Below are 21,490 nucleotides of genomic sequence, written 5' to 3' on the forward strand. Positions count from 1 at the left end.
CTCATTGTGCCTGGCGTTGCTGTGGTCAACCTGCGCGCCGCGGCGCCCCCATCAGGTGATCTCGGTGGACCTGGCCGAGGAACTCCCCGATGGCGTCCACCGCGGTACCGGTGCGGCGGCCGTCGATCAGGTCGAAGGCGTGCCCCGCGCCGGGGAGTTCCAGATAGGAGACGCGCGACCGGGACACCGCACCGAGCCGGTCGACGAACGCTCTGGCCTGTTCGATGGGGATGATTCCGTCCGAGGTGCCGTGCACGACGAAGAAGGGAGGCGCCTCGGCGTGTACCCGCGCAAGTGGCGAGGCCTGCTCGAAGACGTCGGGCCGGTCCTCGAGCCGACCGCGGACGACGATCTGTTCGAGGAATCGGACAAAATCCTCGCGTTCCCGGGTGGAGCGGTCTACCCAGTCGTAGCGGCCGTAGATCCCGACCACGGCGTTCACCGATGTGTCGGCGTCAGACGCCAGCTCGGTGCTGAACTCCGGCGCGCCCACTGTCAGCCCGGCCAGCGCCGCCAGGTGCCCGCCCGCCGAACAGCCCGCCACCGCAACAAAATCCGGGTCACCGCCCACCGAATCGACATGTTCGCGCGCCCACGCGATGGCCGCTTTGACGTCCTGGACGTGGCGCGGCCAGCGGTGCTGGGGAGCCACCCGGTAGTCGATCGACAGGCACACCCATCCCAGCCGGGCCAGGTGCGACATCAGCGCGTACCCCTGCAGGATCCGGCTGCCGTGCACCCAACCGCCACCGGGCAGGAACACCAGTACCGGCGCCGGACCCGGCGGCAGATCCTTGCGCCGCCACACGTCGAGCAGCTGCCCGCGCGCAGGACCGTAGGCGACGTTGCTGCGGTACAGGAATTCCCGTCGCTGCGACATGGCGCGCAGCATGGGTGGCACCGTGTCCGACGACCATTCGAGGTCAGGCTGCTCGATCACCGGATCCGGGTGCGGAGTGGCCGGGGCTTTCGGCCGGCACATGCCCGCGAGGACCGACGGCAGCACGCGGGATCCGAAGGCACCGACGGCGGTCAGCGTGCCCAGCGCGGTGAAATGCCGGCCGATGACCGGTAGGCGGACGGCGGTATCACTGATCGCCAGCGCGACGTCGAGCGGCGGGATACGAAACATCGGAAAAGCGTAACCCTCGAGGGTGCCGATTCCTGGCACTTCGGCGACCTGGGGTCCGATTGCTCGAATTCGCCGGATCCCGAGTCGACAGGTGTTTCGATAGGGACGGCCGACCGGAAGGCGGGGTGACGATGAAACGCCTCAACGGCATGGACGCGATGCTTCTCTACAGCGAGACGCCGAATCTGCACACCCACACCTTGAAAGTGGCGGTGGTCGACACCAGTGAGTTCCCCGGCCCGTTCACCTTCGAGCTGTTCCGGCAGATCGTGGGCCGCCGGCTGCACCTGCTCGACCCGCTGCGCTACCGGCTGATCGACATCCCTTTTCGCCTGCACCACCCGATGTGGTTGACCGACAGCGATGTCGACCTCGACTACCACCTGCGCCGGGTGCAGGTACCCGCCCCAGGCGGGCGCCGCGAACTGGACCAGGTGATCGGCGAGGTGGCCGGTACCCCGCTGGCCCGCGACCGGCCGTTGTGGGAGCTGTATTTCGCCGACGGGCTGGCCGGTGACCGCATTGCGGTGATCGGCAAAGTGCACCACGTTCTCGCCGACGGCGTGGCCTCGGCCAATCTGCTGGCACGGGGTATGGACCTGTCCGGGGGGCTCACCGACGAGCGCGATACCCCGGCTTCGGTACCGACACCGTCCTCGGCGCATCTGATCCGCACGGCCGCCCAGGACCATCTGGCCCAGCTCGCGCACCTGCCGGCCTTGGTCATGGACGCCGTCGCGGGATTTCGCGAGGTGCGCAAGCGATCCCGGGAGCGCGGCACGGTGCCCGATATGGCCAAACCCTTTGCCGCTCCGGCCACGTTCCTCAATCATGTGGTGTCACCGGCCCGGACGTTCGCCAGTGCGCCGCTGTCGCTGGCGGAGGTGAAGGAGACGGCCAAGAAGCTGGACAGCACCATCAACGACCTCATCCTGGCGACCGCGGCCGGGGCGCTGCGGACGCTGCTGTTGCGCTACGACGGTCGCGCCGACGAGCCGCTGGTGGCGTCGGTACCGGTGAGCACCGACCGCTCACCGGAGCGCATCGCGGGCAACATGATCAGCGGGCTGATGGTGTCCCTGCCGGTGCACCTGGCCGATCCCCTGGAGCGGTTGCGGGTGACGGCGCAGTCCACGTCGATCGCCAAGGAGAACCACGAGCTGATCGGGCCGGATCTCTACACCCGGTTCATGTCCTATCTGCCGACGGCATTGGCGCCCAGCATCTTCCGATGGCAGGCGGCCCGGGCCGACACCAACAAGCTGATGAACGTGCCGGTGTCCAATGTGCCGGGCCCCCGCGAGCGTGGGCATCTGGGTGGCGCGGTGGTCACCGAGATCTATTCGACCGGGGTGCTCTCGCCCGGTGTGGGACTGAACATCACGGTCTGGAGTTATGTGGATCTGGTGAACATCGCGGTGCTCTCCGATGACCGCACGTTCGACGACACCCACGAGGTCACCGATGCCATGGTGGAATCGTTTGCGCAATTACGTTCGGCCGCTGGGTTTTCCGGCATTCTGGAGGTACCGCCGTCGGCGCTGCCGCGTGCGGCGGCACTCACCCGAGGATAGGGAAGCGGCGCTGCCGCGCCAGCCGGTCGATCGCGGTCTGCATCACCCCCCGCACATGAGCGTCGGCCTCGGCGATATCGGGGTCGTCACCGAAGAGGGCCGCGACATCGATGGGTTCCAGGACTTCCGTGACGATCTTGCTGGGCAGCGGGACGTTGGGCGGGATGAGCATCGACACCCCGAAGGGGAACCCGACGCTGACCGGCAGGATGTCCATCCGGGCCTTGGTCAGGCCCAGGCGTTTGGCCAGCCAGTTGCCACGGGTGAGGAACAGCTGGCTCTCCTGGCCGCCGATGGACACCACAGGCACGATCGGCACCCCGGCTTCCAGAGCGGTGCGGATGTAGCCGGTGCGGCCGTTGAAATCGATGGTGTTGGCGCTGAAGGTGGGGCGGTAGGAGTCGTAGTCGCCTCCGGGGAACACCAGGACCACTGCCCCGTCGTGCAACGCCTTGGCGGCGCTTTCGCGGCTGGCCTCGATGACGCCCACTTTCCCCAGCAACTCCCCCACCGGCCCCATCACCACGCCGTAGTGAGCCAGGGTGTACATCGGCCGGTCGTAGCCGAATTTCTTGTAGAACTCGGGCGCGAGCACCAGGACGTCCGGGGTGAGCATGCCGCCGGAGTGGTTGGACACCGCCAGCGCCGCCCCGGTGGCCGGGAAGTTGTCGAGTCCGCGCACTTCAGCGCGGAAGTATCGCTTCACGACCGCGCCGGCGTACTTGGCGACCTGTTCGGTGACCACCGGATCGAATTTCGCGGTTTCGCGGGCTACCTGCTGGTCGATGTTGTCGTCGGCGTCCATAGGTCCCCCATTGGATACATGGCTCTCAGATACTGAGAATAACATTCTCCAGCGGGTGGTCGTCAGCAAGCCCTTAGGTTCGGGCTGAGCCTAAGCAGTGCCTGCGCCGTGCGCCGTCGGTAGAACCGGGGCATGACACAAGCATCCGCCGTGGATCTCCTCCTGCCAGGCACCGACGCCTTCGCCGCGCTGCTCGCCGATATCGGCGCCGGCGCCAAAGACCGAGACCTGAACGACGAGAACCCTTTCGATCAGGTCGCCGCGCTCAAGCGAGCCGGTTTCGGTGTGCTGCGACTCCCGCAGGAGTACGGCGGCGCGGGGCTGTCGGTGCGCGAGTTGTTCTCAGCCGTGATCGACGTGGCTCGCGCGGATCCCATTGTGGCGCACATCTTCCGAACCCACTTCTGGTTCGTCGAAGAGCGGCTGCGCACCATCACCGACCCGATATCACAGCGCTGGCTGCGCGAAGCGGCCGCCGGCAAGATCTTCGGCAACGCGTTCAGCGAGAAGGGCAGCCTGGCCGTCGGCAGCCTGGTGTTCAACACCCGCCTGCTGCCCGGCGACAACGGGATCTTCCGGCTCACCGGCGAGAAGTACTACAGCACCGGCACGCTGTTCTCGGACTATTTGACCGTGGCCGCCACCACCGACCACGACTCGGTGACCACCGTACTGGTGCCCACCGACCGCACCGGCGTCCGCCTGGTTGATGACTGGGACGGCTTCGGCCAGCGTCGAACCGGCACCGGCACCACTGTTTTCGACAATGTGGCGGTGGCGCCCGAGGAGATCCTGGTGGACTCGCCGTACGACGCCGAGCCCACCCCCACCGTGCAGTACGCGTCACTGCAGCTTTACATCCACGCCGTGGTGGCCGGTGTGCTGGCGTCGGTGGTCGACGACGGGGTGGCGCTGCTGCGCTCGCGTACCCGCAGTTTCAGCCATGCGATCAGCGAAAACCCGGTTGACGATCCGCTCCACCAGAAGCTGCTCGGCGAGTTGGCCAGCACCGCCTCCGTGGCGCGGGCAGCGGTACTCGATGCCGCCGATGCCATTGCCGCGGCCAATGATTCGGCCGTCGACGGGGTGCCCGACGCCGATGCGGCTCAGGAGGCGCAGCTGCGCGCCGCCAAGGTGAAGGTGCACCTGGATGCCGTCGCCCCCGAGGCCGCCACCCGGTTGCTCGAACTCGGCGGCGCCAGCGCCGCCAGCCGGGCCCGCAACCTGGACCGGCACTGGCGCAACGTCCGCACCATCACCCTGCACAATCCCGTCGCACTCAAGGCCGTCGCAGTGGGAGCCAATGTGCTGCACGGCACCCCCGTCCCCGCCAACGCCTACTTCTGAGAGGGATTTGGGCGCGCTCGTAACCGCTCAGCGGTTACGAGCGCGCCCAAATCACAAGGAGAAATCATGACCAAGCAACTGCATCTCGGCGGTTTTCAGATCGCCTCCCAGGTCACCCATTCACACGCCGCGTGGCGACACCCGGCCAGCGACCCGAACTTCCTGACCCCGGAGTACTACCACCGCATCGGACGCATCCTGGAGCGCGGCAAGTTCGACTTCCTGTTCTTCGCCGACCTGCTGGCGGCCCCGGTGCGCTACGGCGACGGGATCGCCGAGCCGTTGCGGCGCGGCACCCAGGCCACCGCCACGCTGGACCCGTCGATCGTGGCGGCCAGCATCGCCGCCGTCACCACTCACCTCGGTGTGGCGATCACCAAGTCCGCCACCTTCTTTCACCCGTATGAGTTGGCGCGGATCTTCTCCAGCCTCGACCACATCACCCGCGGTCGCGTCGCCTGGAACATCGTCACGTCGCTGACGCAGGGCGAGGCACAGAACTTCGGCCACGACGACCATCTGGGCCACGAGTTCCGCTACGAGCGCGCTGACGAGTTCGTGCGCACCGCGCTGGAACTGTGGTCCAGCTGGGAACCCGATGCGCTGGTGCTGGACAAGGAGTCCGGGGTGTTCGCCGACCCGACGCGGATCCGGCACATCGACCACGCCGGCCCGTACTTCCGCTCCCGCGGACCGCTCAACGTGCCGCACTCCCCGCAGGGCAGGCCGGTCCTGATCCAGGCCGGGTCATCGAATACCGGAAGGGATTTCGCGGCACGCTGGGCTGAGGCGATCTTCGAGATCGACCCCACCCCCGAGGGCCGGCGCGCCTACTACGACGACATCAAGTCCCGGGCGGTGAACTACGGCCGCAATCCCGATCACGTGCTGATCTTCCCGGCGTTCATCCCGTTCATCGGCGAAACCGAGTCGATCGCCCGGGAGAAGCAGGCGTTCCACAACGAGTTGGCCGACCCGATCTCCGGGCTGATCACCCTCAGCGTGCACACCGACCACGACTTCTCCGGTTACGACCTGGACGCACCCGTCGACGACGTGCAGGTCACCGGAACGCAGGGATTGTTCGACACCGTGCGCCGGGTCTCCAACCGGGACAAGCTGACCCTGCGCGACGTGGGCAAGTGGTATGCCCAGGGCGTGCTGCTGCCGCAGTTCGTGGGCACCGCCCGCCAGGTGGCCGACCAGATCGAGGAGGCGTTCACCGGCGGTGAGGCCGACGGGTTCATGGTGTCGTCAGCGTCGACGCCGGGCACGTTCAACGATTTTGTGGACGCGGTGGTCCCGGAACTGCAGCGGCGCGGGCTGTTCCGCACCGAGTACTCGGGAACCACGCTGCGTGATCACCTGGGCTTGGCGCCGGCCACCTTCCACGCACCCGACCGTGTCAAGCAGGCGACCGGTTAAGCCGTGACCTCGATGTGGTGGGCGCCCGCCACGCCCAGGTAGCGCTCGGGTGTGCAGGTCAGGACGATGACCTGCCCCTGGGCGCCCGCCACGTCGAGTACCTCGTTCATCTTGGTGAGCCGCTGCGGGTCGGTGAAACCGAGGGCGTCGTCGATCATCACCGGCACCGAATCCTGGCTGTCGACCAGTGCCGCGACCGCCAGCCGCGCCACGATACCCAGCTGTTCCTTGGCGCCCCCGGACAGTGATTCATACGGCACGGTGCGCCCGTCGAGGGTGCGGCTGAGGATCTGCAGGTCGCTGTCGATGTCGACTTCGAAAGTCGGCCCGAAGACCACCCGGCCCAGGCGTTCGATCTCGGTCCGGAACGGATGGACGTAGCGCTGCCGGGTGGTGTCACGATGACGGGCCATCACGGTGCGCAGCAGGTTGGCCGCCCGTGCCCGGCCGGAGACCCGGGCATGCGCGGACGCGGCGTGTTCGCGCCGGATCTGCGCGGCATCCAATTTCCCGCTGCGGCCCTCGGTGCCGAACACCGCGAGCTCGACGGCGACATCGCGTAATGCGCCGGTGAGCTGCTGGTGGCGGGTTTCGACGGCCGCGGCGGCACTGCGGGCGGCGGCCAGCTCGGCGGCGACGGCCTCGGGCCCGGCTTCGGCCAGGCGGGTGGAGACCACGGCGACCTGGTCGGCGACGCGGGTGGCGGCATCGAGTGCGGCCTGAGCCTGCACCGCCAGCTCGTCATCGGCGGCCACGGCGCGCTGCGCGGTGAGGCGTTCCTGAGCGGCCACCAGCTCGGCCTGCGCGGCGGTGGACTTCTCCTGGCACACCCGGGCCTGGGTGGACCGTTGCCCGAGTTGCGCCACCGCGGCGGCGGCGACTTTCTGCTGGGTGGCGCACTGCGAGCGCGTCTGGGTGAGAAACGTTTCGGCTGCGGCCAATTCAGCACGGGCCTGGCTGCTGTCGAAGGTCGCATCCCACAGTCCGGCTTCGGCCGGGGTTTGGGCGCGTAGTGCCGTCAGACGGGTACGCAGCTGGGCCACGTCGTCGTCGCCGCGCAACCCCTCCAGCGTGGCGGTGAGCCGGCCATGGCGTTCGGCGAGGTCGCGACGGCGCTGGTCGAGGGCGCGGGCCTGCTCGAGCCCCGCGACCCCGCCCTGGGCGAGCTGCTGGTGCAGATGCTGTTCGGCGGCAGCCAGTTTGGCGGTGATGTCGGCCGTGGTGGCGCCGGGATGGACGCGCGCGGCGAGCATCCCCGGCAGCCGTATGGTGGTGACGTCCTGCGCACTGAGGGTGTGGGACTGGCCGGCTTCGAGGGCCACCACCTGATCACCGACGTTCAGCTGTACCGCGGATTCGGCGGTGATCTGCACCCGCGGAGCGATCAGGCCGACCTGTTCACGAACCACCTCGACCGCCGCGGCGGCCCGCTCGATGGCACGGAAGATCTTGTCGGTCAACAGGATCGGTGCCAGTTGCGCCGTGACCTCGACAAGCTCCCGGCTCAGTACGTCGATCTTGGTGAGCCGGGCGGCCAGCTTGTCGGCCTCATCGCGGTCAGCCAGCTGCGCGACCGTGCGCCGCGCGGCATCAACACGTTCCTGCGCCTCGGCGAGTTCGGTTGCCGCCGCCTCGGCAGCGGCCTCGGCGGCGGTGACCATCTCACGGCCCACGGCTTCGGCTTCGGCCGCGTGGGCGGCGGCTTCTCCGGCCGCGACGACCGCGGCGCTGCGGGTTTCCACGTCGGCGCGCAACCGCAATCGCTCCTTGTGCGCCGCGGTGGCCGCCGCCGCGGTGGCCGTGGCGGCATCCCGTTCCAACTCGGCCGTGCGCAACTGATCACGCAACACGGCGATGCGGGCCGCGGCCTCCTCGGAGGCGGCACAGCGCTGCGCGGCGGGCTCCAGTTGCGAGGCGACCTCGGCGAGCTCACCGGTCAATCGGGTGTGCAACCGGGTTTTCTCGTCGACCTCGGCGAGCGCCTGCGCGCACAGGGCCACTTCCTCCTCGGCCGCCTTCAGCGCCTTGACCGCCGCCGCCCACTCCCCCGTCGGCCGTCCGGTGGCCGTGAAATAGCGGGCGAATTCGGCGTCGATCTTCTCGATCAGCAGCGGCTCGGCACCCGAGAGCGCCGCGCCGGCGTCATCCCCGGCCGCGATGTCGAGGGCGCGCGACAACGCATCACAGCCGGAGACGTTCACGGTGTCCGTCGCCGCCGACTGCAACACCCGCTGCGCCTGCCACAGGCCGGTGTCGACGGTTTCACCGAGGATGGCCAGCACCCGCTCATGGGCTTCGTCGCCGGTGAGCTGCTCGCGGCGCGGCGCCAGCACCGTCAGCTCCGTCTCACACTTCTTGTGGAACCGCTTGCGGTAGACGAATCGGTAAGCGCCGGTGCTGATCTCGGCCGTCACCTCGGAACCCACGTCAGCATGGGTGGGCTTGACCTGTTTGACGTCCTTCTTCGTGGAGCGGTCCTTGGACTCCAACAGCAGATCGAGGGCTTCGATCATCGACGACTTCCCGGCTTCGTTGCAGCCGTGGACCACAGTGACGCCATGCTCGGGAAAGTTGATCTCGCGGTGCGTGATTCCCCGGTAGTTGGTCAGCACCATCCGATGCAGCCTCATGCGGCACCTCCCATCGAGAGCCGCAGCAACAACGCCAGCGCGGCTTGTGCGTCTTCGGCGGATTCGGACTGCTCATCGCGTGCGGCGGCCACCAGTTCGTCCACCGCGGATGCGGCGAACCCGCCGAAGCCCAGGTCGGAGAACTCGTGATCGGCCGGCACCACCGCGATGTCACTTTGCTTGTCCCACAACCCCACCCATGCGAACAGCCGGGAGTACTTGTCCAGGCACGCATCCAGCGCGGCGCGCTCGGTGACGGTCAGGGTGCCGGTCAGCGCCAGCCGCGCCACGGTGCGGTCCTTGTCGGGCAGCAGATCGAGGTTGAGATCGAGGTCCGCGATATCGCGGCTGTCATCGACGGGACGGCGCAAGGTGACGAACCGCCAGGTGCCCACCCGGTGCGGCGTCACCGACACCTGCGCCTCGTCGAGGTCGACCACCAGCACATGTCCGGAATCGGGTTCGATGTCGTCGTAATTGGTGACTTCGGGACTGCCCGAATACCAGACCCGGCCGCTGCTCCCCACCTGCATCCGAGAATGCTTGTCGCCCAACGCCACATAGTGCACCACGCCCGCGCTCAGCGCGCTCTCCAGAGCCGAGAGTTCGATGGCGCCGTGGCGGGTGGGATCAGGGTCGAGGATGTCCACCCCGCCGTGGGCCACCAGAACCCGCACCGTGCCGTCGGCCTGCACACCGGCCAGCGCTTCGGCGACGAGGTCATGTGTGGGCTTCTTGGAACGCCAAGGTGCCGAGACGATCTCGACACCAGGCCGGACCTGATGCGGCCCGGGGCGATCGAGCACGGTGACGTTGGCCGGGCATTCCCGGACGAACAGCGCGCTGGTGTACACCGACGACGCGTCGAGAGGGTCATGGTTTCCGGGCAGCAGGTACACCGGGACCTTGATGGCGCGCATGGCTTCCAGCGACTGGCTGATGACACGGGGATCAAGGTGGTTGTCCTCGAACACATCTCCGGCCACCACCACGAACTCCGCACCGGTTTCGGCGACCAGGGCACCCAGCCCCGCCACGGCATCGCGACGGGCCGCGGAGTAACGGGGCTGGGCTTCCCCTTCGAGGAAATGGCGGGTCATACCGAGTTGCCAATCGGCGGTGTGTACGAATCGCATCTCGGCGGCCGTCCCTTCTCCCTCGCGGTCCATGTCAAGCAGGCATGGCGAGTGTAGGACCGACCGCCGACAGATCAGGTCAAGCGCGGCGCGCGTCCGCGCTTCACCCTTCCCAACACCAGGTCCACCAGCACGAATGCCGCCAGTGACAGCCCCAGCAGCGGCAGGAACCAGCCCACCGCGAGCGCACCGCCGACCACCGAGGCAGCCGCCACCGGCGCGATCCGCCGCAGACCGCCACGCGGCGGGGGCCGGCCCACCACCCAGCCCGAACCGCGGGTGGGACGCCGCTGCCACCACATCCGGTAACCGAGCACGATGACCGCGGTGACGCTCACCGCGACGGCCAGCAGCAACATCTGGTTGAGCAACCCGAACAGGAAGCCCATGTGCATCCGGATGCCCCAGTCGGCCAGCATCGCCACCGGCGAGTAGTCCCGCCAGTAGTCGACCTCTCCGGTGACCTCCGCGGTGGCCGGGTCCACCGCGGCGACGTTCGTGGTCAACCGCCACGGCTTATCGATCTCGCTGACCGAAACTCCGGTACCGGGCTCGGCGGGCAGGGCCAGCTCCACCGGAGCGTGCACACCGACCGCATCGGCGGCCTGCACCACGGCATCGAGATCGACGGCTGCGGGACCGACCGCCGAGCCACCGTGGCCCTGGTGTTCGGCGTGGTGGGCGACCGTGGTGTCCAGTTGCGGTCGCTGCCAGTTCAGGGCGCTACGGATGTCGCTGACGTGCGCACCCGCGTACGTCGACCAGGTGATGCCGGTGGCGGACAGGAACAGGAGGAACGCCAGCGCCCACACACCGAGGCTGCCATGCCGGTTGAGGGTCCTGGCCCGGCCGGTGTGGGGTTTGTTCCGGCGGCGTCGCACCACCCAGAGGTAGAGCCCGCCGAGCGCCACCACCCACAGCCAGGACGCCGCGAGTTCGCTGTACACCCGGCCGGGTTCGCCGAGGTTCAGATGCCGGTGCAGGCCGTCCAACCAGGTGCTCACCGGCAGGTACCCGAGCCAGGTGGCCTCGTCGCCGAGCACCCGACCGGTGTAGGGATCGACGAACACCGCCCGCTGCAGGTCCTCGGGTAACCCCGGATCGGCGAAGTACACCCGGGTGGAGTCCGCGGGTCCGGGCGCGGGCCGCACGCCGGCCATCACCAGGTCGGGGAACGCTGCGCGCGCGGCGGTCGCCTGGTCCGTCAGCGACAGGGCCGCACCGCCGGGTTCCACGGTGAGAACGTCGCGGTAGACCACGCTTTCGAGGGTCGGCGCCAGTGCGTACAACGCGCCGGTGACCGCCGCGACGAGAATGAACGGGGCCACGAGCACCCCGGCATAGAAATGCAGCCGCATGATGAACGGCCGTGGGCTGCGGGTCGCTGTCGGGGGTGCGGTCGAGGGTGGGGCAAGGATTTCTTCGGGTGTCGCCATGACAAGGTCCTTCGGGTAGACGAGGTCACCCGAGCCGGCTCTGCGGACTCGGGCAGGAGAAATGCGCTACACGAAGAGATGCGGTGGACCGCGGGTGCCCGCCGTACACCCCAGCCTGACGCCGGGGGTTCCGCGGGAGGTGTCCAAGACGAACAGGCGCCGCGTCTGGTCGGCGGGCGCGGTTGCCGTGAGCGCCCGCACCAGCCGCCACACATAGGTGGCCAGCGCCGACCACGAACGTTCCGCGGCACAGATCAACGCCGCGCACAGCACGGCGGCGGCCAGGTGTGCGGTCAGCATGACCGGCGGCAGCGACGCCCCGTGGCCGTGCCCGGCGGCGAACGACAAGGTGAGGTGTCCGACGGCCTGCCCGAGAATCAGGAACGCGGCCACCGCCCCGGCACCGCGCCCCCATACGCCGCCGGCGGCGACACCGACCACCGCGCACCCCAGGACCAAGATGGCCAGGGCCGCACCGCCGGGCACCATGCCGCCGCCGATTCCGTGCGCACCGACGGACACCGCGGCGGAACAGGCCCCGACCAGCCCGCCGCGCCAGCGCGCGGCGACGCGATCGGATCGGGGGCCGGATGCCACCGCCGGATCGTACCGTCGACGCTGATGACGTCGCTTAATCTGGGCAGCGTGAGCGACGACCGTCGGACGCTGATCCTGCTGCGCCATGCCAAGTCCGCCTACCCGGACGGAGTCGGAGACCATGAGCGCCCGCTGGCGCCGCGAGGTGAACGCGAGGCCGGGCTGGCCGGCGATTGGCTGCGCAGCGGTGTCGTCACGCCGCCGGTGCAGGCAGTGTTGTGCTCGACGGCCACCCGCACCCGGCAAACACTGGCCCGGACCGGGCTCGACGCACCGGTGCAGTTCATCGACCGGCTCTACGGCGCGGTTCCCGGGACCGTCATCGCCGAGATCAACAAGGCGGTCGATGACGTCCGCACGCTGCTGGTCATCGGCCACGAACCGGCCATGTCGTCAGTGGCCCTGGGGCTGGCCGGCGCCCCCGGCACCAACGAGACCGCCGCCGAACAGATCACCCTGAAATACCCGACGTCAGCGCTGGCGGTGCTCCGTGTCGACGGGCCGTGGCGTGACGTACAGCTCGGCAGCGCGGTGTTGGAGACCTTCTACATCCCCCGGTGACCGGACGGGTTCGCCGACGTCGCCACTGTCGTGGTACGGGAGCCGAAGCAGCGGACATTCACGGACGACGACACTGTGTGCCACGCCACTGCCGCCCTAGGCTCGCTGTGACAGCTGAGGAGGCGACAAGCTTTGAGCGCAACGAGGGCGACACGTAACGACGGGCCGGTCATCGACATCCACTGCCACCGGGAATGCGGTCCCGCGGCGGAACTGATGGCCGAAGCCGCCCGTGCTGCCGGAAAAGTGGCGCTGGGACATGGCAATCCGACCACGCAAGCGGTGAACAAACGCCAGCTGGAGTTCATCCGGCCGAAGATGGACATCCTCGATGTTCGCATCGAGGACATGGACCGGATGGGCGTCGACATCCAGGCCGTCGCGGTGGCGGTGTACCAGTACTACTACTGGGCCGAGCCGGAACTGGGCGCCAAGGTCGCGCGGCTGGTCAACGAGGAATTCGTCGAGGCAGGAGCCAAGTACCCGGGGCGGTTCCTGCCGTTCGGCACCGTGCCGCTGCAGGACACCGACGCCGCCATCCAGGAATTGCGTTATCTGGCCGGCGAACTCGGCATGCGGGGCATCGAGATCGGCACCCACGTCGAAGGTGAGGAGATCTCCTCCGAACGGCTGCAACCCTTCTGGGCAGAGGTCGAGGCACTGGGGCTCGTCGTCGTCATCCACACCCAGGGCGCCACCCACGCGCAGCGGCTGGCCGACCACAACTTCGTCAACATCATCGGTCACGCCTTCGAAGCCACCCTGGCCACCGCGCATCTGATCTTCGACGGTGTGGTGGAACGACATCCGAACCTGAAGATCGTCGTGGTGCACGGCGGCGGCTACCTGCCCGCCTATGCCGGCCGGATCGACCACGGGTGGCGAGCGCGCGAGGACGTGAGTCAAGGAGTGCCACAGCTGCCGACGACGTATCTGCGCAAGTTCTTCTTCGACACCATGGTGTTCGAGCCGGGCCAGGTCGAGTACCTGGCCGACCTCTACGGCGCCGACCACGTGCTGCTGGGCACCGACTACCCCTACGACATGGGAGACGACGACCCGTTGGCTCTGCTGGGTGCGTGCACCGGACTCAAACAGGAAGAAATCGACCTCATCGCCGGCGGTAACGCGGCCCGACTGTTAGGACTCGCATGAGCTCGGCACTGGAAGCGCATGGCACCATCGGACTGGCCGTCATCGGCTGCGGCACCGTCGGGCGGATCCGCGCCAAACTGGCCCGGGAGTATCCCGGCGTGGGCTGGCTGGGTCTGTGCGATGTCGACGAGCAGACGCTGAAGAACCTCGAAGCAGACACCGACGCCGATTTCGCCACCACCAATGTGGCCGAGCTGCTGGCCCGTCCCGAGGTGGGTGCGGTGATCGTCGCGACCGATGAGCGGGAGCACGTCGATCCGATACTGCGGGCGGTGGAGCTCGGCAAACCCATGTTCATCGAAAAGCCGTTGGCCACCGATCCCGTTGACTCGGCCCGTGTTCTCGCGGCCATCCAAGATGCCGGGGTGGATGCGGTGGTGGGCTACACCCAGCGGTTCCGGCGCCGGTTCCAGACCGTCAAACAACGCCTGCGCGACGGCCAGATCGGTGACGTCACCACCGTGATCACCCGCGCGTTCATGAACCGGATGGTGCCCGAGGCCACGCTACGCAAGGTCAGCGACACCACCGGCCTGACCCCGATGGTGGTGTCCGGCACCCACAGCCTGGACATGAGCATGTGGCTACTCGAAGGCCGCAAACCCGTTGAGGTGTACGCCCGTTCGACGGATCGCACCCTGGGGCCGATCGGCACCAAGGACGGGACGTCGGGCATTTTCACGATGGATGACGGCGTGGTGTTCAGCATGAACATCAACTGGGCTCTGCCCACCCAGTGGCCCGGTGCGGTCTACGGACTGGAGGTCGGCATCGTCGGCACCCGTGGGGTCATCGACATCGAGGACACCCACCGCGACGTCATCCTGGCCTCCGAGATCGGCCAGCCCGCCGGCTACAACAGCCGCGGTTTCGAACCACCGGCGCCGCGACACGTCGATTTCGTGGGTAGCTACCCGCCCGGTGACGTCTCCGACGGCCTGCTCTGGGGCCCGATGCGTGAGGAGACGACGACGTGGTTCGCCCGCGTGTGCCGGGGTGTCCCGACACCGCACGCCACCGCCGCCGACGGCCACGCCAACCTGCTGCACACCATGGCGATGGACCTGTCCGCGCGCACCGGAAAACCTGTGCCGCTGCCGATTTCGGCTGACGAACTACGTGCCGGCCTGAGCTGAGAGGAACAATCACCATGCGACAGATCAACTTCGGAGTCATCGGAACCGGCTGGTGCGGTGGCATCCGCGCGGTGGCGGCGGCCAACAGCGCCTTGGTCGGCGAGCTTCACCTCGCCGAGACCGACCCCGGCCGGCGTACCGAGATCGCCGGGCTCACCAACCCGGCGACGATCACCGACCGGTGGGAAGACATCATCGAGAATCCGGGCGTTGAAGCCGTGGCCATCTCGGCCACCCCGGAGACGCTGCATTTCCCGATGGCCAAGGCCGCGCTGGAAGCGGGTAAGCATGTGCTGCTGGAGAAGCCGATCGCCGTTACCCTCGACGAGGCCGACGAGCTGATCGACATCGCCGAGGCCAACGGCCTGAAATTCACCATCGGGTACTCGCAGCGCTTCAACGCCAAACAGGCGATGATCAAGCGCTCCATCAACGCCGGCACCCTCGGTGAGGTCAGCAGCATCCTGTTGAGTCGCCACATCACCCGGTCGCTGGGCGCCAAGATCTCCTCGCGCACCAAGCTCTCCCCGGCGGCCATGGAAGCCACCCACGATCTGGACTTCGCCTTCTGGTGCCTGGAGCCGCGGCGACCGGTGCGGGTGTACTCCCAGAACGGCTGGGGGGTACGCAAGGACAGTCTCGGCTGCCCGGACTCCCAGTACATCGTCGTCACCATGGACGACGGTGTGGTGGTGACCATCGGCGCCGGAATGTCGCTTCCCCCGGGCTATCCGAACGCCTCGACCACCTGGATGGAGGTGATCGGTACCGAGGGCGCCATTCTGGCCGACGCCAGCCACCGGGACATCGTGCTCAACACCGTCTCCGATGGCGTGCAGTTCCCGTTGTCCACCATGCCCGGTGAGTACGTCGACCACGTGTACGCCGGCCCGATGGAGCGCGAGACCACCCATTTCATCGAGGCCGTGGCCTACGACCGGCCGGTGATGGTCGATGCCCGGCTGGCCCGGGTGACCATGGAGGTCTACATCGCCGCCGATCTGTCCGCCGAACGCAATCAAGTGGTGGAGCTGCCGTTGTCGGCCGCCGACCTGCGTGAGGCCACTGCCGAAGCGGCATTGTCCAACGCATGACCGAGTGGTGGCCGGAGCTGGCGCCCAAGGTGATGCCCTCGCGCGTTCCCAAACCGCACGGACTGTGCGTCGATGCGCACACCCACCTGTCGGTCCAGCCGGCCGCCGCGCTGGCCAAGCCGTTCTTCAAGCCCGAGTACGAACCGCGGTCACTGTATTCGTCGGCCGAGACCACCCGGTACAACGCGGAGTACCGGGCCAGCCCGCGCAACACCGCCCAGTTCGAGGACGCCGAACAGCGGTTGGCCGATATGGATGCCCAGGGTGTCGACGTGCAGGTGTTGTCCGTGCCGCCCACCGAGTACTTCTACTGGCTACCGGAATCAGAAGCATTGCGTGTCAACCGGATTCAGCATGAACGGTTCGCCGAGGTGGTGGCCACGTGGCCGCAGCGTTTCGCCGCCGTGGCCAACGTGCCTCTTGCGCATCCCCAGTTGGCGGTGGAGGTGCTGCGGGAGGCTCACCGCGACTTCGGTTTCCATGGGGTGGAGATCAGTGCCGACGTGCTGGGCACCGATCTCGACGACCGCCGGTTCGACCCCGTGTGGGAGACGGCGGTCGAGCTGGGTATGACGGTGATCCTGCATCCGCAGGGGTTCACCCACGGCCAGCGGTTCAGCGAGTACTACCTGGTGAACGTCATGTGCATGCCGCTGGCCTCCACACTGGCGGTGACCCGCATGATCCTCGGCGGGGTGTGGAACCGGCATCCGGGCCTGCGGGTGCTGGTGGTCCACGGCGGCGGCTACCTGCCGTTCTACGTGGCCCGCACCGACCACGCCTGGCGGGTACGGCCCGAGCTGCGCCATCATCTCGACACCCCGCCCAGTGAGGTGCTCAAGCGAATCTATGTCGACACCAACGTGTTCGACCCACACATGGTCGAGCACCTGGTGTCCACACTCGGCGCCGACCATGTGCTGATGGGTACGGACTATCCTTTCGACATGGGTACCGTGGACCCGGTGGGGTTCCTCGCCGATGTCGACCTCGACCGTTCTGACCGTAACCGGATCCTCGGCGGCAACGCCGCCCGGCTCTTCGGAATCGACTCGGCGCGTCCATGATTCGCCGTAGCCCAGAGGAATTGACGGCCTTCGCGGCCGCGGTGCTGCAATCCTGCGGGGTGTCGGCAGCACACGCGGACATCACCGCTCGGCGCCTGGTCGAGGCCGATCTGCGGGGCCGCACCGGCCATGGCCTGATCAGGCTGGCGCCGTACGTCGCGCGGATCGAGGCCGGTGGTGTCAACCTGGCACCGGCTATCACGACGCAGCACGAAACACCGGTGTCGGCGCTGGTCGACGGGGACAACGGACTCGGTCAGGTGGTGATGACCCACGCCACCGACATCGCCATCACCAAAGCGAAAGCCTCGGGTCTGGCGTGGGTGGGCACCGTGCACTCCAACCACGCCGGGGCCGCCGGACTGTATGCCGAGATGGCCGCCGACTCCGGTCTCATCGGGATCTACCTGGCGGTGGCGAACTCCAACGGCATGCCACCGTGGGGAGGCACCAGCCCCGTCCTGGGGACCAACCCGGTCGCCATCGCGATCCCCACCGAAACCCATCCCTTCGTCCTCGACATCGCGTCCACCGCGGCGTCGCACGGCAGCATCAAAGTGGCTGCGCAGCAGGGTGTTCCGATGCCCGAAGGCTGGGTGGTCGACGCCGAGGGTAAGCCGATCACCGACCCGGCCCGCGCCGACGAGGGTTTTCTGGTGCCGATGGGCGGTTACAAGGGCGCCGGCTTGACCATCGCCTTCGGTCTGCTGGCCGGGGTACTCAACGGCGCCGCCTTCGGCGCCGAGGTGATCGATCACCGCCGCGAGCTGGGCACCCCCACCAACACCGGTCAGGCCATCATTGTGTTGCGCGCGGATCTGTTCCGCCCGCAGGGCGATGTGCTGTCCGCGCTGACCGAGCATCTGTCGGCGTTGCGGGACTCCGGCACCAGAGACGGCGGGCCGGTGCGGCTGCCCGGCGACGGAGCCGCGGCGACCCGGCGCGACAACGAGCAACGGGGGGTCCCCGTGCCGGCCAAGCTGGCCACCGATCTGGATACGCTGGCCCGCCGGCTGGGCGTCGAGTCGCCGTTCACCGAACAGGAGATCCCATGAAGCTGGTCACTTTTCGTCATGCCGATGACGTCGGGATCGGCATCCTGGACGGTGCGGAGGTGATCCCGCTGGCCGGCGATGACACGTTGCCGACCACCATGGTGGAGTTCGTGGCTCTGGGGGCGCAGGGACTGCAACGGGCCGCCGCACTGGGTTCCTCGCGCATCGCGCTGGAGGATGTGCACCTGCTCGCCCCGATCCGGCCGCGCAACAACATCATGTGCGTCGGGAAGAACTATCACGAGCACGCAAAAGAGTTCGCCGGCAGCGGTTTCGACGCATCGCAGAAGCAGGTGGTGCCCGACGAGCCGGTGATCTTCACCAAGGCGCTGTCCTCGCTGACCGACCCCGGCGCCCCCGTCGTCGTCAGCGCCGACCCCACCGGAACCAGTGACTACGAAGGCGAATTGGCGGTGGTGATCGGGCCGGGCGGGTTCCAGATCAGCGAGGCCGATGCCTGGGAGCATGTGTACGGCTACACCATCGTCAACGACGTCACCATCCGCGAGCTGCAGCGCAAACACGTGCAGTTCTTCATCGGCAAGAGCGCGCACACCTACTGTCCCATGGGGCCGGCACTGGTGACCGCCGACGAGATCGCCGACGTGACCACCCTGCGCCTGCAGACGCGGGTCAACGGTGAACTGCGACAGGACACCACGATCAAAGAGCTCATCTTCGACATCCCCCGGCTGATCGCGGCCATCTCGGCTGCGGTGCTGCTGGAGCCCGGCGACGTGATCGCCACGGGCACTCCGGTGGGTGTCGGACTCGGTTTTGCTCCCCCGAAGTTCCTGGTCCCCGGCGACGTGATGGAGGTCAGCATCGACGGGCTGGGCACGCTGGTCAATCAGGCGGTGTGATCCCGGCGCAATGTCACGATGGTGACGTCGTCGTCGGTATCCCCCAACCCCATTGCCGACCAGATGTGCGCTGCCGGTACATCGCCGGCGCGGCCCAGGGTGACGGCCAGCCGATCGAGGCCGTCGTCGATGGCCGACCCGCGCCGCTCGACCAAACCGTCGGAGTACAGCACCAACCCGTGCCCGGGGTCGACGGTGAACGTGCTCGGAACATATTTGGCGCCCTTGGCGACACCGATGGGCGGAGACAGCTGAATGGGCGCCGGAACGGCCCGCGGCACCGAGTTGGTCAGAAACGGCATGAGATGTCCGGCGGAAGCTGCCTCCACCCGGCCTGAGTCCAGGTCCACCTTCGCCACCAACACGGTGGCGAACGCGCGCGGCAACATGTGCAGCGAGAAGCCGTTGAGCTGCGTCAGCGCCTCGGCCGGCGTGACACCGGCGAACAACTGCGCCCGTAACGCGTTGCGCAACTGGGCCATGGTGCCCGCAACGGTGACACCATGGCCGGCCACGTCGCCGACGACCACGATCAACCGGCCGTCGCGCAACGCGAACACGTCGTACCAGTCGCCGCCCACCCGATCGCCGGCGGCGGGTTCGTAGTGGGCGGACAGGTTCCAATTGTCCACTGCGGGCATGGAATCGGGCATCAGGCTGCGCTGCAGCAGCTCGGCCACACGCAGCGCAGCCCGGGTGCGGTGATACAGCGACTCCACCAGGTGACGGCGCAACGCCTCAGCGGACTCCGTCTCGGTCTGTGTCCACGGTTGACTGCGGCGGTGTACGAGCTCGCGCCACCGGTCGAACGACTTGCGCGGGCTGAGCCGCACCTCGTCGCCCTCGCGCACGGCGATCGCCTTGTTGTACGGGTCGCCGCCCCAGTCCACCGAACGGATCACCTCACGCCGGAACCAGACGACGCACTGGCCGTCGGGAAGATTCAGCGCCAGCGCGCCGGCGGCCACCTGAGGATCCAGCTCGAGCCCAGGCAGCACGCCGGCCAGGTGATCGGTGCTCACGATCTCGTCGCCGGCCGCACTCGCCCACCCGGCGACGGCGGCCACCACCTCGTCCGAGGGCACCGATCCACGTGTCTGGCGACCCCCGTGCAGATCGACCACCACACCGTCGGCGGGCACCAGATCCAGCAGCCCGGGGGTTCCGAGGAGCGCAGGCGCGAGCGGGCGGCGGTCATCCAGCGTGGCGGCGGTGAGTTCGGTCAACACAGCCTGGGCGGCCAGCCGGTTGCGCAACTGGTCGTCCTCGAATTGGTCGACAAGACGCAGCGACAGCGTGGAACCCAGGAACTCGGCCGCCGCCCGGGTACCGAACGGCGGAAGATGCGGGCCCGCGTAGTGATGACAGGCGATGAGCCCCCACAGCCGCCCGTGACGCAGCAGCGAGATCGACATCGACGCGTGCACGCCCATGTTCTGCAGATACTCGATGTGGATGGGTGAGACGCTGCGCAGGGTGGCAAAGGTGAGGTCCAGCGGCGCCCCGTCGGCGAACTCGACGGTTGAGACCAGCGGTGCCGGTGTGTAGCCGACATCCGAGATCAACCGGATCCAGTTCTTCTCGTACAACGCGCGCGCCTGGGCCGGGATGTCGGTGGACGGGTAGTGCAGGCCCAGGAAGGAGTTGAGGTCCTCCCTCTTGTCCTCGGCGACCACCTCGCCGTTGTAGTCGGCGTCGTAGCGGTAGACCATCACCCGGTCGAAACCGGTGAGGTCGCGGACCGCCCGGGCGGTGGTGTCATACAGCTCGGTCAGGGTGGCGGCCCGGTTCAGCTCCTCCACCGAGCTGCGCACCGCCTGGTAGGTGTTCGGGAACGAGAACGGCCGCGCACCATAGGCGATTTCGAGTTCGACCAGCAGCACGCCGTCGGGTTCGCGGTGCAGGATCGCGTCGAACGGCCGCGGCTCGCCGTGGACGTCGATGACACAATCGAGCGGATTGCGCGGCCGCAAGTCGCTGAATGTCGAGGTCGCCTGCTCGATGAGGGCGGCCTGGTCGTCGCCGATCAGCGCGGACAGATGCCGGCCCAGGACATCCTCGACCCGGCGGCCCAGCAGTTCCTCCACGTTGGCGCTGACCTGACGGATGTGGAAGTCCGGTTCACGCACCACCGCCAGCACACCGCGCGGCTGGATGCTGCCCGGGATGTGAATGGGTTCGCGAGCGCAGTTGTCCAGGTCGATCGGGGTGCCGACCGGGACGAAACCGTCGACCGGCTGACCGTTACCACTGCTCACGCGAACATCCTCGTGGCTTCGGTGACGGGCAACAGCCAGGCCTCCAACTCATCGGTGCGATGGCGCAGCTTTGTTTGCGCTCTCACCAATCAAACATCAGTAGCTCCGGTGTGTCACTCTGCAGCCCCCGCCGACCGGGTTGAGGACACACACCCAAGGCCGAGCGCGCGGGTTTGTACGTCTGACACGGAGTGTCACCGTACAAACACGCGCGCTCGG

At 68.0% G+C, this 21,490-nt stretch carries 17 protein-coding genes; 10 read left to right on the top strand and 7 right to left on the bottom strand.

What is annotated here, in order from left to right; translation table 11 throughout:
* Positions 1-25: 25 nt before the first annotated feature.
* Entirely contained in the window at positions 26-1,132 is a 1,107-nt protein-coding gene (locus NL241_RS26425) for an alpha/beta fold hydrolase (protein WP_494395463.1), read from the bottom strand.
* A 131-nt stretch (positions 1,133-1,263) separates the two neighbouring features.
* On the opposite strand from NL241_RS26425, the gene NL241_RS26430 reads away from it, so the two are divergent.
* The gene (locus tag NL241_RS26430) at positions 1,264-2,706 is read left to right on the top strand and encodes a WS/DGAT/MGAT family O-acyltransferase (protein ID WP_494395464.1); all 1,443 of its coding nucleotides are present in this window, start codon (positions 1,264-1,266) and stop codon (positions 2,704-2,706) included.
* Here NL241_RS26430 and NL241_RS26435 read toward each other — a convergent pair.
* Positions 2,693-3,511 carry a lysophospholipid acyltransferase family protein gene (locus tag NL241_RS26435; protein ID WP_487694498.1) on the bottom strand — a complete coding sequence of 273 codons (819 nt, stop codon included), beginning with the start codon at positions 3,509-3,511 and terminating at the stop codon, positions 2,693-2,695. The two genes, NL241_RS26430 and NL241_RS26435, sit on opposite strands and share 14 nt — an antisense overlap.
* Positions 3,512-3,643: 132 nt before the next feature.
* Between NL241_RS26435 and NL241_RS26440 the strand changes: the two genes are divergently transcribed.
* Both NL241_RS26440 and NL241_RS26445 read left to right on the top strand, forming a co-directional pair.
* On the top strand, positions 3,644-4,858 hold the full coding sequence (locus NL241_RS26440; RefSeq protein WP_487694499.1) for an acyl-CoA dehydrogenase family protein: 1,215 nt from the start codon (positions 3,644-3,646) through the stop codon (positions 4,856-4,858).
* A gap of 66 nt (positions 4,859-4,924) precedes the next feature.
* Positions 4,925-6,283, top strand: a complete 1,359-nt coding sequence (locus NL241_RS26445) for an LLM class flavin-dependent oxidoreductase (protein WP_494395465.1) — start codon at positions 4,925-4,927, stop codon at positions 6,281-6,283.
* On the opposite strand, the gene NL241_RS26450 is transcribed toward NL241_RS26445, so the two are convergent.
* The 4 genes from NL241_RS26450 to NL241_RS26465 all read right to left on the bottom strand — a co-directional run bounded on the left by NL241_RS26450 (position 6,280) and on the right by NL241_RS26465 (position 12,082).
* Entirely contained in the window at positions 6,280-8,913 is a 2,634-nt protein-coding gene (locus tag NL241_RS26450) for an AAA family ATPase (protein WP_494395466.1), read from the bottom strand. The genes NL241_RS26445 and NL241_RS26450 overlap by 4 nt on opposite strands.
* The gene (locus NL241_RS26455; RefSeq protein WP_487694592.1) at positions 8,910-10,049 is read right to left on the bottom strand and encodes a metallophosphoesterase family protein; all 1,140 of its coding nucleotides are present in this window, start codon (positions 10,047-10,049) and stop codon (positions 8,910-8,912) included. The genes NL241_RS26450 and NL241_RS26455 overlap by 4 nt, the downstream gene beginning before the upstream one ends.
* 74 nt (positions 10,050-10,123) lie before the next feature.
* Entirely contained in the window at positions 10,124-11,485 is a 1,362-nt protein-coding gene (locus tag NL241_RS26460) for a PepSY-associated TM helix domain-containing protein (RefSeq protein WP_494395467.1), read from the bottom strand.
* Positions 11,486-11,551: 66 nt separating this feature from the next.
* Positions 11,552-12,082 (bottom strand): hypothetical protein, encoded by a 531-nt coding sequence (locus NL241_RS26465; RefSeq protein ID WP_494395468.1) that lies wholly within the window; start codon positions 12,080-12,082, stop codon positions 11,552-11,554.
* Between the two features lie 48 nt (positions 12,083-12,130).
* On the opposite strand from NL241_RS26465, the gene NL241_RS26470 reads away from it, so the two are divergent.
* From NL241_RS26470 to NL241_RS26500, 7 genes are all read left to right on the top strand, one after another.
* Complete coding sequence (locus NL241_RS26470) at positions 12,131-12,643, top strand: SixA phosphatase family protein (protein ID WP_487694593.1); 513 nt, start codon at positions 12,131-12,133, stop codon at positions 12,641-12,643.
* A 132-nt stretch (positions 12,644-12,775) separates the two neighbouring features.
* A complete protein-coding gene (locus tag NL241_RS26475) occupies positions 12,776-13,798 on the top strand; it encodes an amidohydrolase family protein (protein WP_494395469.1) in 1,023 nt (340 codons plus the stop codon).
* Positions 13,795-14,934 carry a Gfo/Idh/MocA family protein gene (locus NL241_RS26480; RefSeq protein ID WP_494395470.1) on the top strand — a complete coding sequence of 380 codons (1,140 nt, stop codon included), beginning with the start codon at positions 13,795-13,797 and terminating at the stop codon, positions 14,932-14,934. Before NL241_RS26475 ends, NL241_RS26480 begins: the two co-directional genes overlap by 4 nt.
* Before the next feature lie 14 nt (positions 14,935-14,948).
* Positions 14,949-16,028 (top strand): Gfo/Idh/MocA family protein, encoded by a 1,080-nt coding sequence (locus tag NL241_RS26485; protein WP_494395471.1) that lies wholly within the window; start codon positions 14,949-14,951, stop codon positions 16,026-16,028.
* Positions 16,025-17,095: an amidohydrolase family protein gene (locus NL241_RS26490; RefSeq protein ID WP_494395472.1), complete on the top strand. Its 1,071-nt coding sequence runs from the start codon at positions 16,025-16,027 to the stop codon at positions 17,093-17,095. The genes NL241_RS26485 and NL241_RS26490 overlap by 4 nt, the downstream gene beginning before the upstream one ends.
* Positions 17,096-17,115: 20 nt before the next feature.
* Positions 17,116-18,150, top strand: coding sequence for an Ldh family oxidoreductase (locus tag NL241_RS26495; protein WP_494395473.1), 1,035 nt, complete (start codon positions 17,116-17,118; stop codon positions 18,148-18,150).
* On the top strand, positions 18,147-19,013 hold the full coding sequence (locus NL241_RS26500; RefSeq protein ID WP_494395474.1) for a fumarylacetoacetate hydrolase family protein: 867 nt from the start codon (positions 18,147-18,149) through the stop codon (positions 19,011-19,013). The genes NL241_RS26495 and NL241_RS26500 overlap by 4 nt, the downstream gene beginning before the upstream one ends.
* Here NL241_RS26500 and NL241_RS26505 read toward each other — a convergent pair.
* Entirely contained in the window at positions 19,001-21,271 is a 2,271-nt protein-coding gene (locus tag NL241_RS26505; protein WP_494395475.1) for a SpoIIE family protein phosphatase, read from the bottom strand. The genes NL241_RS26500 and NL241_RS26505 overlap by 13 nt on opposite strands.
* Positions 21,272-21,490: the final 219 nt, after the last annotated feature.

The sequence above is a fragment of the Mycolicibacterium sp. SMGY-1XX genome, assembly GCF_059132455.1.

What these genes read in the sequence shown, in the direction of transcription:
- NL241_RS26425 (WP_494395463.1), bottom strand. Translation starts at nt 1,132, where the DNA reads ATGTTTCGTATCCCGCCGCTCGACGTCGCGCTGGCGATCAGTGATACC.
- NL241_RS26430 (WP_494395464.1), top strand. Translation starts at nt 1,264, where the DNA reads ATGAAACGCCTCAACGGCATGGACGCGATGCTTCTCTACAGCGAGACG.
- NL241_RS26435 (WP_487694498.1), bottom strand. Translation starts at nt 3,511, where the DNA reads ATGGACGCCGACGACAACATCGACCAGCAGGTAGCCCGCGAAACCGCG.
- NL241_RS26440 (WP_487694499.1), top strand. Translation starts at nt 3,644, where the DNA reads ATGACACAAGCATCCGCCGTGGATCTCCTCCTGCCAGGCACCGACGCC.
- NL241_RS26445 (WP_494395465.1), top strand. Translation starts at nt 4,925, where the DNA reads ATGACCAAGCAACTGCATCTCGGCGGTTTTCAGATCGCCTCCCAGGTC.
- NL241_RS26450 (WP_494395466.1), bottom strand. Translation starts at nt 8,913, where the DNA reads ATGAGGCTGCATCGGATGGTGCTGACCAACTACCGGGGAATCACGCAC.
- NL241_RS26455 (WP_487694592.1), bottom strand. Translation starts at nt 10,049, where the DNA reads ATGCGATTCGTACACACCGCCGATTGGCAACTCGGTATGACCCGCCAT.
- NL241_RS26460 (WP_494395467.1), bottom strand. Translation starts at nt 11,485, where the DNA reads ATGGCGACACCCGAAGAAATCCTTGCCCCACCCTCGACCGCACCCCCG.
- NL241_RS26480 (WP_494395470.1), top strand. Translation starts at nt 13,795, where the DNA reads ATGAGCTCGGCACTGGAAGCGCATGGCACCATCGGACTGGCCGTCATC.
- NL241_RS26485 (WP_494395471.1), top strand. Translation starts at nt 14,949, where the DNA reads ATGCGACAGATCAACTTCGGAGTCATCGGAACCGGCTGGTGCGGTGGC.
- NL241_RS26490 (WP_494395472.1), top strand. Translation starts at nt 16,025, where the DNA reads ATGACCGAGTGGTGGCCGGAGCTGGCGCCCAAGGTGATGCCCTCGCGC.
- NL241_RS26500 (WP_494395474.1), top strand. Translation starts at nt 18,147, where the DNA reads ATGAAGCTGGTCACTTTTCGTCATGCCGATGACGTCGGGATCGGCATC.